Origin of the sequence: Edaphosphingomonas fennica (assembly GCF_003034225.1) — a bacterium.
GTDB lineage: Bacteria > Pseudomonadota > Alphaproteobacteria > Sphingomonadales > Sphingomonadaceae > Sphingomonas_E > Sphingomonas_E fennica.
This window is the reverse complement of record NZ_PHHF01000076.1, coordinates 33,629-48,401: the sequence shown is the minus strand read 5'-3', so window position 1 is coordinate 48,401 and position 14,773 is coordinate 33,629. Positions and strand designations below refer to the sequence as shown.

The 14,773-nt window shown below is 67.3% G+C and carries 11 protein-coding genes; all 11 read right to left on the bottom strand.

Annotated elements, in window-relative coordinates; genetic code table 11:
• Window positions 1-20: 20 nt before the first annotated feature.
• A complete protein-coding gene (locus CV103_RS18295) occupies window positions 21-1,310 on the bottom strand; it encodes a glycoside hydrolase family 130 protein (RefSeq protein ID WP_107395890.1) in 1,290 nt (429 codons plus the stop codon).
• Window positions 1,311-1,341: 31 nt separating this feature from the next.
• Complete coding sequence (locus CV103_RS18290) at window positions 1,342-1,791, bottom strand: universal stress protein (protein WP_015460123.1); 450 nt, start codon at window positions 1,789-1,791, stop codon at window positions 1,342-1,344.
• A 21-nt stretch (window positions 1,792-1,812) separates the two neighbouring features.
• The gene (locus CV103_RS18285) at window positions 1,813-2,700 is read right to left on the bottom strand and encodes a universal stress protein (RefSeq protein ID WP_139181676.1); all 888 of its coding nucleotides are present in this window, start codon (window positions 2,698-2,700) and stop codon (window positions 1,813-1,815) included.
• 51 nt (window positions 2,701-2,751) lie between these two features.
• Window positions 2,752-5,430, bottom strand: coding sequence for an HAD-IC family P-type ATPase (locus tag CV103_RS18280; protein WP_107395753.1), 2,679 nt, complete (start codon window positions 5,428-5,430; stop codon window positions 2,752-2,754).
• Between the two features lie 131 nt (window positions 5,431-5,561).
• Window positions 5,562-7,340, bottom strand: a complete 1,779-nt coding sequence (locus CV103_RS18275; RefSeq protein ID WP_107395889.1) for an ABC-F family ATP-binding cassette domain-containing protein — start codon at window positions 7,338-7,340, stop codon at window positions 5,562-5,564.
• 184 nt (window positions 7,341-7,524) lie between these two features.
• Window positions 7,525-7,869, bottom strand: a complete 345-nt coding sequence (locus tag CV103_RS18270; RefSeq protein ID WP_107395752.1) for an endonuclease domain-containing protein — start codon at window positions 7,867-7,869, stop codon at window positions 7,525-7,527.
• A 103-nt stretch (window positions 7,870-7,972) separates the two neighbouring features.
• A complete protein-coding gene (glpK, locus tag CV103_RS18265) occupies window positions 7,973-9,475 on the bottom strand; it encodes a glycerol kinase GlpK (protein WP_107395751.1) in 1,503 nt (500 codons plus the stop codon).
• Entirely contained in the window at window positions 9,468-11,009 is a 1,542-nt protein-coding gene (gene glpD, locus CV103_RS18260) for a glycerol-3-phosphate dehydrogenase (protein ID WP_107395750.1), read from the bottom strand. The genes glpK and glpD overlap by 8 nt, the downstream gene beginning before the upstream one ends.
• A 144-nt stretch (window positions 11,010-11,153) precedes the next feature.
• Window positions 11,154-12,722: a peptide chain release factor 3 gene (locus tag CV103_RS18255; protein WP_070933584.1), complete on the bottom strand. Its 1,569-nt coding sequence runs from the start codon at window positions 12,720-12,722 to the stop codon at window positions 11,154-11,156.
• Window positions 12,723-12,963: 241 nt separating this feature from the next.
• On the bottom strand, window positions 12,964-14,061 hold the full coding sequence (locus CV103_RS18250) for an OmpA family protein (RefSeq protein WP_015460115.1): 1,098 nt from the start codon (window positions 14,059-14,061) through the stop codon (window positions 12,964-12,966).
• Between the two features lie 201 nt (window positions 14,062-14,262).
• Entirely contained in the window at window positions 14,263-14,763 is a 501-nt protein-coding gene (locus tag CV103_RS18245; protein WP_107395749.1) for a DUF2793 domain-containing protein, read from the bottom strand.
• Window positions 14,764-14,773: the final 10 nt, after the last annotated feature.

The window sequence follows — 14,773 nt, the reverse complement described above, 5'->3', positions numbered from 1 at the left end:
AGGCTGTCCGATAGAGGGCTTCACGACATCGCGGCCAGCACCGCATCCACCGATCCGGTCGCGAAGGTCGTGTAGGTATCCGCCACGCCATAAGGCAGCAGCAGCATGCGATTGTGGACCAGCGCGCCGCAGCTATAGACGACATTGGGCACATAGCCGCCCCGCTCCGCCGGATCGGGATAGACGATCGGCCGATCCGTCCTGCCCAGCACGCGCGACGGATCGGCCTTGTCCAGCAGGCAGGCGCCGATGCAATAGCCCCGCATCATGCCCACGCCGTGGGTCAGCACCAGCCAGCCCTCCTCGATCTCGATCGGGGAGCCGCAATTGCCAAGCTGCACGAATTCCCAGGAATATCTGGGCGTGACGATCTTCTGCCCGCCATCCCAGCGATAGAGATCGTCCGAGGCAAGCAGCCAGATATTCTCATTATCCTGCCGCCCGAGCATCATGTAGTGGCCGTCGATCCGGCGCGGAAACAGCGCCATGCCCTTGTTCCGCACGACATCGCCTTCCAGCGGGCGCAGCTCGTAGGTCCTGAAGTCCAGGGCGCGCAGCATCTCGGATCGAACCTCGGCGCCGCTGAAGGCGGTGTAGGTGCCCAGCAGGTTGCGCGATCCATCCTCCTCGACGAACAGCACCATGCGCAGATCCTCCACGCCCTGGCGCTGGCTGGGCGTAACGGGGAAGACCACGGATTCGCTGATATTGGTGCTTTCCGGGCAGGAAAGGCGGATCGTGCGCCCGTCTTCCTCCACCTCCTCGATGCGCGGCGGCACGCCATGCGCGCTGGCCGGGTCCACCGTCACCTGGTTTGCCACCGTGTCCCAGGTGCCGGTGCGGAAGGTGACGGACGATATATGCCCTTCGCCGATCCCGCGGAGCGACATCACGAAGCGCAGGCAACCGAGCCGCGCGGCATCCTCCAGCGGATGGGCGACGATGCTGGGATTGAACAAAGCGGCGGATTCGAAGGCATATTCCTGGCTGAAATAGGCGCCGATAAGCAGCGCCTGTTCCCGGCTCACCGGTCCTTCGCTCAGTTCGCCGCGCACTTCCTCAAATCGCCGCAGGAAGAATTTTTCGGCATTGGGATGGCGGCTCGCCATGGCGGGAACCATCATATCCACCATCATGCGCGCCCGGTCCGCCGGAAGGTTCAGCACGCGATCGACGATCCGCTGCGGCCGGGGGCACCCGTCGATCGCGAACTGGGCAGGGTCTTCGGCGTAGAAGGGGCGGATCACCGTGCGCGACGGGTCCGGCTGCAGCATCGTCGGCAAATGCGTGAGAATGGTGTTGATCGCCATCACGCCCTCCTCCGCTTCCGCCACACCGGCTCTAGGCCGTTTCGCGCTGATCCTGCCGCCGTGTCACCAGCACGCTGATCTTGGCGTCGCGGATGATGGAGGAGGCGTTCGATCCCAGCAGCCGCGTCGACATCGAAGGCTGGCGCGATCCGATGATGATGAGGTCGGCCTCCCGCTGCGCCGCTTCGTCCAGCACCTCCGCCGGCACCGGTCCGCGCCGCAGGGTGATCGTAACGCGGTCCTCCGGCAGGCCCAGGCTCGCCTTCCACGCCCGCAACTGCTCCATGCAGCTCTCCTTTTCCTCCTGGTCGAAGCTGGAAGGGAGGAAATCGACGTAGGACAGCGGCAGATAGAGCCGGACGTGCAGCAGGTGCACCGTCGCGCCGGCTGCTTCGGCCAGAAAGCGGGCATCCTGAAGCGCGCGATCCGCGTTGGCCAGATCGTTCACGTCCAGCGGCAGCAATATGTTGCGGAATGCCATGTCTTTTCCTCCGTGGAAGGTTCAGCGCGTCCGGGGCCTGCGGACGACCAGCGTGTCGCCCTGCGCGGATTCCAGCAACCGCTTGGTCATGCTGCCGATCAGCACGTCGAAGAATGCGCTGCGCCCATGGCTGCCGATCACGGTGAGGTCGGCCTCCTGATCGGTGACATAATCCCACAGCAGCCGTTCGGGATTGCCATGTTCAATCAACAGGTGGACGCGCTCCCGCACGGCATCGTCCAGCGGCGTCTTGGCGAGGAAATCGGCCTTGCACCGCTCCTCCATCGCCGCGAGCTGCCGGCCGAATTCATCCTTGTCCAGCAGGTCGTCGAACGGGATGTCATATCCGTGGAACAGCACATATTCGGCGGTGGGAAACCATTTGGCCGCCGTCGTCAGCGCGCGGGCCGAGCTGTCCGAAAAATCCGTGCCGACCACGATCTTGCCGTAGGGCCGGTTCACCCGGTTCCGCACGATCAGCACCGGCACCTCGGCATGGCGGACCAGCTTGTTCACGGTCGTGCCCAGCACCATCGGCCCCAATATGCCGTCGCGCGCCACGCCGGTGACGATGAGGTCGCATCTCTCCTCGGCCGCCACGGCGAGAAGCTGCTCCGCCGCCTCGCCCTCCACCACCCGCACGTCGACATCGGCCATGTCGCCGGCAAGGTCGCGCCAAATCTGGTGCCGCATCTTCGTCGCCGGATCGCCGGTGCGGCGCCATGACGGCACGTCCGGCTCCGTCCGGATTCGATCGGCGAGGCCCGGCTCCATCACATGGACGAGAACCAGCGTCGCCTTCCAGTCGCGGGCGAGCCGCCTGGCGCGATCGAGCGCGCGATCGCAGCGGCAGCTCAGATCGGTGGCGAGCATGATGCGCTTCGGCGCGGCGACCACTGGTTCGTCCAAGGTTCTACTCCCTGTCGTTCAGGATGAGGATGCGTCGTGGCGGCGCGCCGGTCATGCCCGCAATTCCTCGAACCAGCCGAGGCGGCGCATCAGCAGCTTCTCGCCTTCCAGCACCAGCATCAAGCCGAATCCCGCCGCGATGATGGCGATGCCGTCGCGAACCGGCAGCGGCCGGCTGTGGAACAGCCCGTGCATGAAGGGCGCGTAGGTGAAGGCGATCTGGGCGATCACCACCACCGCGATCGCGCCCAGCACTGCCGGCGTCCCCAGCGCGCCCCGCCAGGTCAGCGATCGCATGTGCAGGTAACGCACGTTGAAGAGGTAGAATATCTCGGCCACGATCATGAAGTTGACCACGATCGTCCGGGCCGTCTCCAGGTCCCGTCCCTGGCCCAGGGCGTGGAAATAGAAGCCGAGGGAAGCCGCCGCCAGCAAGATCGATACGATCAGCACCCGCCACAGCAGGAACGGCGTCAGCAGCGGCGCGCCGGACGGCCTGGGCGGGCGCCGCATCACGCCGGGCTCCGATGGCTCGAAGGCAAGCACCAGCCCCAGCGTGCCCGCCAGCACCAGGTTGATCCACAATATCTGCGTCGCCGAAAGCGGCATGGCGAACCCGGCCAGGATCGCCAGCACCACCGTCAGCGTCTCGCCGCCATTGGTGGGAATCGTCCACGAAATCACCTTGCGGATATTGTCATAGACCGTGCGCCCTTCATGCACGGCGGCGACGATCGAGGCGAAATTGTCGTCCAGCAGCACCATCTGCGCCGCCTCCTTGGCGGCCTCCGTGCCCTTGCGGCCCATCGCCGTGCCGACGTCGGCCTGCTTGAGCGAGGGCGCATCGTTCACGCCGTCGCCCGTCATCGCCACGATCGCGCCGTCGGACTGGAGCGCGCGGACGATGCGCAGCTTATGTTCCGGGCTGGTGCGGGCGAAGACGGATATGTCCCCGACGATCGCCGCCAGATCCGCATCGGACAGGCCGTCCAGCTCGGCGCCGGTCATCGCCCTGGGATCGTCGGCCAGCGCGATCTGCCGCGCGATGGCGAGCGCGGTCGCGGCATGGTCGCCGGTGATCATCTTCACCGCGATCCCGGCGGACCGGCATTCCGCGATCGCCGCCACCGCTTCCTCGCGCGGTGGATCGATGAAGCCCATCAGGCCGAGAAATTCCACGCCGCCCTCGAGGTCGCCGAAACCCAGCCGGTCGGGCGGCGTCGAAAAGCGCTTGAGGGCGAAGCCCAGCACGCGTTCGCCGAGATCGGCGGCGGCCGCCATCCGGCCGTCCCAGCCGGCCTCCCGGATGCCGGCCTTCGTCATCACCGCCTCCGGCGCGCCCTTTATGAACGCCACTACCTCGCCCGTGGGCGCGCGATGCAGGGTCGCCATGAAGCGATAGGCGGCGTCGAACGGTATCTCGTCCAGCCGGGGCCATTGGCCGCGCAGATTGTCGGGGCTCAACCCCGCTTTCATCGCCAGCGCGACCAGCGCGCCTTCCATGGGATCGCCTTCGACCCGCCATTCGCCGTCACGAAGATCGAGCGCGGCATCGTTGCACAGCAGGCCGCATTCGATGATCCGGCTGGCGGCCGCGACGGCGGCGGCATCGTCATCGCCGCCATCGGCGGTCAGGCTGCCTTCGGGCGCATAGCCGGCGCCGCTCACATGCAGGGAATGCCCGTCGATCAGCAGGTGCCGCACCGTCATCTCGTTGCGGGTCAGGGTGCCGGTCTTGTCGGTGCAGATCACCGATGTGGCGCCCAGCGTCTCCACCGCCGGCAGCTTGCGGATCACGGCGTTGCGCGCGGCCATGCGCTGCACGCCGATGGCGAGCGTGATGGTGATCACCGCGGGCAGCCCTTCCGGGACGATGCCCACCGCCAGCGCCACCACGGCGATCAAGGCATCGGCCCAGTCGAAATTGCGGACCAGCACCGCAAAGGCGAACAGCAGCGCCGCGCCCGCCATCACAACCCAGGTAAAGCGCCGGCCGAAATCGTTGATCTGCCGCAGCAGCGGCGTCGTCATCGGCTCCACGTCCTGGAGAAGCTGGCTGATCCGCCCGATCTGCGTGCCCTGCCCCGTCGCCGTCACAACGCCCGTCGCCTGCCCGGTGGCGACCAGCGTGCCCGAAAAGGCCATGTCCGCCCGATCGCCGATCGCCGCATCCGGCGCCACGGGCGCCTCATGCTTGTCCGCCGTCACGGATTCGCCGGTCAGCAGCGCCTCGTCGATGGTGAGGCCGCGCACGCGCAGCAGCCGCATGTCGGCCGGCACCCTGTCTCCCGGCTCCAGCAGCACGATATCGCCCGGCACGATGCTGGCCGCGTCCACCGACCGCCGATGCCCGCTTCGCAGCACGGTCGCATGGGGCGTGATGAGGTCGCGGATCGCGCCCAGCGCCTGCTCCGCCTTGCCCTCCTGCATGAAGCCGACGATCGCGTTGACCAGCACCACCACGATGATGACGAAGGCATCCACCAGATGCCCCAGCGCGGCCGCCGCCGCCGCTCCGGCCAGCAGGAAATAGATGAGCGCGCTGCGGAACTGGGCGACGAAGCGGGTAATGGCGGAAGCGCGCGCCGGTTCCAGCAGGCGATTGGGGCCATGGCTTTCCAGCCGCCGCCGGGCCTCATCCTCGTCGAGCCCGGCGCCATCGGCGGCGAGCCTGGCGAGCACGTCATTCCCTTCCAGGCCGTGCCACGGAGCATCGCTGTCGATCCGCACACGCTACTCCCGCCGTGGAACCCCGTGCCGCTCGACCGAGCCTAGCACGAGATGCCCTCAAGGGAAGAAGATATGTGCCCCAGATACTTCCAGCGCGGTCTGCGCGATGCGCGCGAACCCGGCCGCCGCGATCAGCCCAGCGCCTCGGCCATCTCGGCCAGTTCCAGCCAGCGCAGCTCCGCTTCCTCCTTGCGCTGGCGGGCCGCCTCGATCGCCCTGGTCAGCTCCGCGAAGCGCGCGGGGTTCCTGGCATAGAGATCGGGATCGGCCAGCGTCGCCTCGTCCCGCGCGATCGCCGCCTCGATCTTCTCGATCTCGGCCGGCAGATTGTCGTAATCGCGCTGGTCCTTGTAGCTGAGCTTGGTGCGCGTCTTTTCACGCGGCGGCAGCGCATCCGCTTTGGGAGCAGAGGGTCGCCGCGCCTCTACCCTGGGCGCCCGCTGCCGTTCCCAATCCTCATAGCCGCCGGCAACGATATCCACCTTGCCCGATCCGTCGAGGCCCAGCGTCACCGTCACCGTGCGATCGAGGAAGTCGCGATCGTGGCTGACGATCAGCACCGTGCCTTCATAATCGGCGATCACCTCCTGCAGCAGGTCCAGCGTCTCGAGGTCGAGGTCGTTGGTCGGCTCGTCCAGCACCAGCAGGTTGGAATGGCGGGCGAATTCCCGCGCCAGCAGCAGGCGCGAACGCTCGCCGCCGGAAAGCGTGCCGATCCGGGCATCCGCCAGCGAGGGATCGAACAGGAATTCCTTCAGATATCCGTGGACGTGCTTCTTCTCGCCCAGCACCGTCACCCAGTCGCCGCCGTCGGCCAGCACGTCGCGCACGCGCTTGTCGGGCGCCATCAGGCTGCGCTGCTGGTCGATGACGATGCCGTCCAGCGTCTTCGCCAGCTTCACCGTGCCCTCGTCCGGCGCCAGCTCGCCGGTCAGCAGCTTCAGCAGCGTCGTCTTGCCGGCGCCATTGGCGCCCACCACGCCGATCCGGTCGCGGCGCGTGATGCGGAAGCTCAGATCCTTGATGACCTCGCGATCGCCGAAACGCTTGGTGACATGCTCGGCGTCGATCACCACCTTGGTCTTGCTGTCGTCGCTGGCGACGGCAAGGTTGGCGGCGCCCTGCGGGCCGATCATCGCCGCCCGCTGCGCGCGCATCTCCTTCAACTGGGCCAGCCGCCCCTGGTTGCGCCGCCGCCGCCCGGTGACGCCGCGCTGCAGCCAATGCTCCTCGATCTTCAGCCGCGCATCCAGCCGCTGGGCGTTGCGCGCCTCCTCCTCATAGACCTTCTCGGTCCACGCCTCGAACCCGCCGAAGCCGATCTCGGCCCGGCGGATCGCCCCCCTGTCCAGCCACAATGTCTGGCGGGTCAGCCGGGTCAGGAAGGTCCGGTCGTGGCTGATCGCGACGAACGCGCCATTATAACGGCCCAGCCATTGCTCCAGCCAGTCGATCGCGGCGATGTCCAGATGGTTGGTCGGCTCGTCCAGCAGCAGCACGTCCGGCTCCTGCGCCAGCGCGCGGGCGATGGCCGCCCGCCGCCGCTCGCCGCCCGATGCGGTGGCCGCCTCGCGCGAAAGATCGATGCCGATCTGGTCGGCGATCGCCTCCACCTCATGCGCGGCGGCACTGTTGCCGGCCAGCGCGAAGTCGCGCAGCGTCGCATGGCCCGCCATGGAAGGCTCCTGCTCCAGCAGGATCACGCGGGTGCCGGGCACCACCGTCCGCCGCCCCTCATCGGGCTCGATCGCGCCGGCCAGAAGCTTCAGCAGGGTCGTCTTGCCCGCGCCGTTGCGCCCGATCAGCGCAAGCCGGTCGCGCTGCTGGATATAGATGTCGAGATGGCGGAACAGCCACCCCGAACCCTGGACGAGGCCGAGATCTTCGAAAGCGAGGACAGGTGCGGACATGGCCCGCGACATAGGGACGATCCGCCGCCGGGTAAAGTTGCCGGCGCGTTCGGGGTCGCGGGATGGGTGGCGGAGCGCGTGGACAAATCCATCGGCCCGTGCAGGCTCACAGATGTGGCGGTATCCTTAAGCCCTCTCCCGCCTTCGCGGGAGAGGGTTGGGTGAGGGTCTTCTTCCTTGGTGCTCAACGGCTGGCCAGCGCGTGGCCGATACGTTCCAGAACGCCGTCGAAACTTTCGATGACATCATTGTTCCAGAACCGAAGGACACGGAATCCCCGCGCTTCAAGATAAGCGGTGCGGGGTGCATCGGCTGCTTCTCCATGCTGTCCGCCATCGAGTTCGACGATAAGCCACGCTTCGATGCACAAAAAATCGACGATGAAGGGGCCGACCGTCGCCTGTCGGCGAAACTTGAACCCGTTCAGCCGGCGATTCCGCACGGCCAGCCAAAGCTTGCGTTCGACGTCGGTCATGTCGCGGCGAAGGCGCGCGGCATGGGGGCTGATCTGGCGCCTGACCGGATACATGCGCGCAGATTAGAAGAAGGAAGACCCTCACCCAACCCTCTCCCGCGAAAGCGGGAGAGGGCTCAAAGCAACGCCCCTTCCAGCCTTCCGGCCCTCCCGGCCATCATTCTGAAACCTGTCTCCCCAACGCCCGCGCCAGCGCCTGCCGCCAGCCCGCCAACAGGGCGGCGCGCGTATCGGGATCGCCGGCGGGCTCGAACCGCGCCGCCTGTCGGGTCAGCGCCGCCACGCCGGCCCGGCCATCCCACAGCCCCACCGCCATGCCCGCCAGGAATGCCGCGCCCAGCGCCGTCGTTTCCAGATTGGCCGGCCGTTCGACCGGCAGCTCCAGGATGTCGGCCAGGAACTGGCACAGCCAGTCATTCGCGGACATCCCACCGTCCACGCGCAGCAAGGCGGGCTTGGCGGCGCCGTCGTCGATCATGGCAGTGATGAGGTCCGCCGTCTGATAACCCACCGATTCCAGCGCCGCCCGCGCGACATGGGCGGCGGACGTGCCAAGCGTCAGCCCGCAGATCAGGCCGCGTGCATGCGCGTCCCAATGCGGCGCGCCCAGCCCCACGAAGGCCGGCACCATATAGACGCCGCCATTATCCTCCACCCGCGTCGCCATGTCGTCCGTCTGCGAAGCATGCGTGATCAGGCCCAATCCGTCGCGCAGCCATTTGATCGCGGCACCCGCGACGAAGATCGAACCCTCGACGGCATAGCTCGTCTCGCCATTGATGCGGTAGGCCGTGGTCGTCAGCAGCCTGTTGACCGAGGCGACCGGCCGCTCGCCCGTATTCAGCAGCATGAAGCAGCCCGTGCCATAGGTCGCCTTGGCGCTGCCCGGATCGCAGCATCCCTGCCCCACCAGCGCGGCCTGCTGGTCCCCCGCCATGCCCGCGATCGGGATCGGCGCGCCGAACAGCCCGGCATCGCAATGGCCCACTATCTCGCTGCTGTCCCGCACCTCGGGCAGCAGCGATGCGGGAATGGCGAACAGCGCGATCAGTTCGCGGCTCCATTCCTGCCGGTGGATGTCGAACAGCATGGTCCGGCTGGCATTGGTGGCATCGGTCGCATGCACCCGCCCGCCCGTCATCCGCCACAGCAGGAAACTGTCGACCGTGCCGAAGGCCAGTTCCCCGCGCTCCGCCCGTTCCCGTGCGCCTTCCACATGGTCCAGCAGCCAGGCGAGCTTGGTCGCCGAAAAATAGGGATCGATCAGCAATCCCGTCCGCGCCCGCACCAGCGCCTCATGGCCCGCTTTCTTCAGCCGCTCGCAGGCATCCGCCGTCCGCCGGTCCTGCCACACGATGGCGCGGTGCAGCGGCTCGCCCGTCGCCCGGTCCCACAGCAGCGTCGTCTCGCGCTGGTTGGTGATGCCGATCGCCGCAATCCCGGCCGCCGTCAGCCCGGCATCGGCAATCGCCTCCCGCGCCGTGGCCAGCACGTCGCGCCAGATATCCTCGGGCTCATGCTCCACCCAGCCCTGCGCCGGATAATGCTGCGCGAACTCGTGCTGGGCGGTCGCCACCACGCGGGCCTCGGCATCGAAGACGATGCTGCGCGTCGATGTCGTTCCCTGGTCGATCGCCAGGATATGGCGCGGCTCAGCCACGGGCGGCCTCCATCTTCCCTTGCGCCAGCCGCCCCGCGATCCGGGCGATATCCCCCTCGGTCATCCGCAGTCCCAGCTTGGACCGGCGCCACGCTATGTCCTCTGCCGTCCGCGCGAATTCATGGTCGATCAAATAGGCAAGCTCGCTTTCGCTCAGCCCCCCGCCGAACGCCTCCCCCAGATCGTCCAGCGATCGGGCATCTCCCAGGATCATCGCCATCCGCGTGCCATATGCCCCGGCCATGCGCTCGGCCGTCTCCGGCGGCAGGAAAGGCCAGCGGCGGCGCGCCTCCGCCACGAAGGCGGCAAAATCTCCATCGGGCAGGTCGCCGCCGGGCAAGGCCTCGCCATCGGTCCAGGCGCCGCGCCGCATCGGCAGGAACGGCGCCAGCTTCTCCAGCGCATGCTCGGCCAGCCGGCGATAGGTGGTCAGCTTGCCTCCGAATACCGACAGCAATTGCGGTCCCTCCGCCATGCCCAGCTTCAGCACATAATCGCGCGTCACCGCCGATGCGCTGGCCGATCCGTCGTCATAGAGCGGCCGCACGCCGCTATATCGCCAGATCACGTCCGCAGGCCCGATCCCCTTCGCGAACCAGCGGTTCACGCCCTCGCAAAGATAAGCCACCTCCTCCGCCTCGATCCGCGCGGCGGCGGGATCGCCCGATACCGCGGCGTCGGTCGTGCCGATCAGCGTGAAATCCCGCTCATAGGGAATGGCGAACATGATCCGCCCGTCCGGATTCTGCAGGATATAGGCATGGTCGCCCGCGAACAGGCGCGGCACCACGATATGGCTGCCCTTCACCAGCCGGGGCGGCCGCTCGGCGCGGGCCCCCTCGATCGCGCCCAGCACACCGCCGACCCACGGCCCGGCGGCGTTGGCGATATTGGCCGCGCGCACCTCGCTCCGCCGTCCACTCGGCCCATCCTCGATGGATACCGTCCAGGCATCGCCGTCGCGCTTGGCCCCGATAAAGCGCGTCCGCGTGCGGATATCCGCGCCGCGCGCGACGGCATCCATCGCGTTCAGCACCGTCAGCCTGGAGTCATCCACCCGGCAATCGGAATAAGCGAAGCCGCGCGTCACGCCCGGCCTCAGCCCCGCGCCCAGCCCATCGCCGGCCAGGCCATCGCCGGCCAGGCCATCGCCGGCCAGCCTCACCGCCGCCGATCCGGGCAATATCCCGCGCCCGCCCAGATGATCGTAGAGGAACAGGCCCAGCCGCACCATCCAGCCCGGCCGGCCGCTCTGTCCCATGGGCATCACGAACCGCAGCGGATGGATGATATGCGGCGCGATCCGCAGCAATTTCTCCCGCTCGATCAACGACTCCCGGACGAGCCGGAATTCGAGATATTCCAGATAGCGCAGGCCGCCATGGATCAGCTTGGTGCTGGCGGACGAGGTATGCGCCGCCAGGTCGTCCTGCTCGACCAGCAGGGTCTTCACGCCCCTGCCGGCGGCATCGCGGGCGATGCCCACGCCGTTGATCCCGCCGCCGACGATCAGCAGGTCGAACCGCATGGTCATGCGTGGGCGCCAGCCCGAGGCGCATCGTCCGTCGGGCTTCGCCCGTCCATCGCCCTCTCCCGCCTCATCCTCTCCGACTCCTGTCTAGAGCGGTTTCCCGGCGGGCGGAAGAAGAGGGGGAAGCAAGCCTCCCCGGCGCGAGCGTCAGGCACGCTCCTTCGTGGCGGAAAAGCGCAGCGTGGGATGGCGCTGCATCACATAGTTCAGCTCCCACGCATCCTTGGCCATGAACACGGGCTGCCCGTCGCGGTCGCTGGCCATGGCGTTGCGATGGTTGGCCGCGAAATCCTTGATGTCGCCCTCATTGTCCGCGCTCAGCCAGCGGGCCGTATCCCAGGGCGAGGCATCGAGCTTCGCATCCACCTTATATTCGTGCTGCAGCCGCGATATCAGCACCTCGAGCTGCAGTTGCCCCACCACGCCCACGATCATCTGCGATCCGATCGCCGGGTGGAACACCTGGATCACGCCTTCCTCCGAAAGGTCGTCCAGCGCCTTGCGGAGCTGCTTGGTCTTGGTCGGATCGGCCAGCTGCACGCGGCGCAATATTTCCGGCGCGAAATTGGGCAGGCCGGTGAAGCTCGCCGCGCCCGCCACCTCGGTCAGCGTATCGCCCACGCGCAGAGTGCCGTGGTTGGGGATGCCGATGATGTCGCCCGGCCAGGCTTCGTCCGCCACCTCGCGGTTCTGCGCGAAGAACAGGATCGGGCTGTGGACCGCGATCGCCTTGCCCGTGCCCGACTGGTTCAGCTTCATGCCGCGCCGGAACCGGCCGGAACATAGCCGCATGAAGGCCACGCGGTCGCGATGCTGCGGGTTCATGTTCGCCTGCACCTTGAAGATGAAGCCCGCCACGGCGGGATCGTCCGGGTCCACCGGCGCGGGCGCGGCCGGTTGCGGGCGCGGGCTCGGCGCCAGATCGCGCAGCGCATCGATCAGCTCCGGCACGCCGAAATCGCGCAGCGCCGATCCGAAATAGACCGGCGTCAGATCGCCGTGCCGATAGGCCGCGAGGTCGAAGTCGGCATAGCCCGCCCCCGCCAGCTCCGCTTCCTCGCGCAGCTTCGCCAGGGCGTCCGCGGAGACAAGCTCATCCAGCCTGGGATCGTCGAGCCCCGCCACCTGCACGCTCCCGCCCGCCGCCGGCAGCAGGCGATGCCCGGCGAGATCATACAGGCCCTCGAACGTGCCCCCCATGCCCACCGGCCAGATCATCGGGCAGACGTCCAGCGCCAGCTGGTCGGCGATCTCGTCCAGCAGGGCAAAGGGCTCCCGTCCCTCGCGATCCACCTTGTTGACGAAGGTGATGATCGGCACGGAGCGCAGCCGGCACACCTCGAACAGCTTGCGCGTCTGCGCCTCGATGCCCTTGGCGGCGTCGATCACCATCACCGCGCTGTCGACGGCCGTCAGCGTCCGATAGGTGTCCTCGGAAAAATCCTCGTGGCCCGGCGTGTCGAGCAGGTTGAAGGTCAGCCCGTCATATTCGAACGTCATGACCGAGCTGGTGACGGAAATGCCGCGCTGCTGCTCGATCTTCATCCAGTCCGAACGCGCGCGCCGCGTCGCCCCGCGCGCCTTCACCTCGCCCGCCAGATGGATCGCGCCACCGGTCATCAGCAGCTTTTCGGTCAACGTGGTCTTGCCGGCGTCGGGGTGCGAGATGATCGCGAAGGTGCGCCGGTCGGGGCGGCCGGTGGGGCGGTCGTTCATGATAGCGGGAAATCCGAAGGATTGTCGTTCGCGGCTCCGTTAGCAGGCGCAGCGGCGCTTGGCGAATCCCCCACGCGCTTCACCCGGCGCCCAACCGCAATGGACGACGGGATCGCCGGCGCCGGTGACGGCCATCTCGTTCCGGCCAAGAAAAGATATCACCGGAAAAGAAAAAGGAGCCGACCCGAAGGCCGGCTCCCAATTTCCGCAGCGATCGCTCCCGAGGGAGCGATCCGCCACCTTACATGCCCGAACCCGGACCGAAGGTGATTTCCACGCGGCGGTTCTGCGGCTCGCGCACACCGTCGGCGGTTTCGACCAGCGGACGGCTTTCGCCGAAGGCCTCGGTCGACATGGCCGTGTCGGGCACGCCCTTGCCGGCCAGGTAGGACTTAACCGCATCGGCGCGACGCTGCGACAGACCGACGTTGTACTGGGCCGAGCCCGACTTGTCGGCGTGACCGGCGAGGACGACCGAAGCCGTTCCGCCCTGCGCATAGGCAGCGGCCGCATTGTCCAGAATGCCAGCGGCTTCCGGCGTGATGTCCGACTTATCCCAGTCGAAGAACACGATGAACGGTCCCGGGATCGCAGCCGGCGGAGGCGGCGGAGCCGGTTCCGGCGGCGGGGGCGGCGGGGGCGGCGGAGGCGGCGGAGGCGGCGGAGCCGCCGGTTCGCCGAAGTTGAAGATCACGCTGGCGAGCAGGCTGTGCGACTGCCACTTGGTCTTCACATCGTCGCCGGCCGCAGAGACGAGCTTGATGTCGTCCACGCGGAAGTAACGATACTTCAGGCCCAGATCGATATTCTGGGTGATCGGCGCGCGAATGCCGGCCAGGATCTGCCAAGCGAACTTGGAGTCGCTGTCGTCCAGAAGCGTCGGGCCACCGTCGAAACGATAGTCGTTCAGCTTGACGCGGGCGATACCGACACCGCCGCCGACGAAGCCGTTGATGCCGTCATCGTCGCCGAAGTCCAGCAAACCGTTCAGCATGAAGCTGAGGGCCGAGGAATTACCGGAATACTTGCTGTCATAGGTGCCAGCATCGTAATCTTCGAGCGGCACGTTCAGCGTGTGGCCATCGACCTCGGCACGCTTGTAGCCGACTTCGCCCTCGACGCGGAACACACCGAAATCATAACCGATGATACCATCGACATCGAAGCCATACTTCTGGTCGGAGGAAATGACGTTCTTCACGTCATCCACCTTCAGCTTGATGTCTTCGATGATCATCGCGCCGCCCTCGACGCCGACATACCACGCACCGTCACGCGCCATCGCGGGCGATGCCAGCGCGGTGGTTGCGAGCGCGGCCATGATGGCGAGCTTACGCATATCATTCCCCTTTCAAAGCAGTTCCTCGCGGAAGCACTGCTACCTAACCAAACTGGACTATCCGCGCAAGCGCGCATCTTCCACATCTGTTGCGGAAATGTCTCACAGAACAAGCGAAACACGCCGCTGCGGCCACCCCATTACAGACGTCGCCTAAACTCTTATTGCCTGCCCCGGTTTCGTTTCGCGTAAAAAAAAGTTTCAGTTCGCGATCAGTCCGTGCGCCTCGAGCGCGGAAAGAATCGCATCCAGCGCCGTCCGCGCCTGCTGGTCGACGGTGGCGCCCCCCGCCGGACGGGCGATCGCCGGCTGGCGGCCGCCCACGACCTGCTCGCCCCCCACGGCCACGCCGAAGGTCGGCGCGGGCGTCGCCCGCCAGCCGTTGCCATCGTGCCACACCCATGCCGAGGCCGGGGTCAGCCAGGCCGTCATTCCCGCGACGGGCCTGATGAATCGCCACCCGCCTTCGGTCCGGATCGCCAGATCGCCGGCATGGCCGGCCCATTCTCCCGTCGGCATAGGCCCTGCGATCCACGCCTTCCCCGGCTCGGGGACGGCCGGCGGCCCATTCTGATCGAGCGCCTCCACCACGGGATGCAGCAGGCCGTCGATCCGGGCGAGCGCCTCATTGTGGAACAATTCCTTCTGCGCCTGCCCGGGCTGGAGATTGGGCAAGGCGAAGCGCGCGGTGCTGTCTGCCATGATGTGCCTT

Excerpts from the sequence above, each read along its gene's own strand:
- CV103_RS18295 (WP_107395890.1), bottom strand. The coding sequence starts at position 1,310 with ATGGCGATCAACACCATTCTCACGCATTTGCCGACGATGCTGCAGCCG.
- CV103_RS18290 (WP_015460123.1), bottom strand. The coding sequence starts at position 1,791 with ATGGCATTCCGCAACATATTGCTGCCGCTGGACGTGAACGATCTGGCC.
- CV103_RS18275 (WP_107395889.1), bottom strand. The coding sequence starts at position 7,340 with ATGTCCGCACCTGTCCTCGCTTTCGAAGATCTCGGCCTCGTCCAGGGT.
- CV103_RS18270 (WP_107395752.1), bottom strand. The coding sequence starts at position 7,869 with ATGTATCCGGTCAGGCGCCAGATCAGCCCCCATGCCGCGCGCCTTCGC.
- glpD (WP_107395750.1), bottom strand. The coding sequence starts at position 11,009 with ATGACCATGCGGTTCGACCTGCTGATCGTCGGCGGCGGGATCAACGGC.
- CV103_RS18255 (WP_070933584.1), bottom strand. The coding sequence starts at position 12,722 with ATGAACGACCGCCCCACCGGCCGCCCCGACCGGCGCACCTTCGCGATC.
- CV103_RS18250 (WP_015460115.1), bottom strand. The coding sequence starts at position 14,061 with ATGCGTAAGCTCGCCATCATGGCCGCGCTCGCAACCACCGCGCTGGCA.
- CV103_RS18245 (WP_107395749.1), bottom strand. The coding sequence starts at position 14,763 with ATGGCAGACAGCACCGCGCGCTTCGCCTTGCCCAATCTCCAGCCCGGG.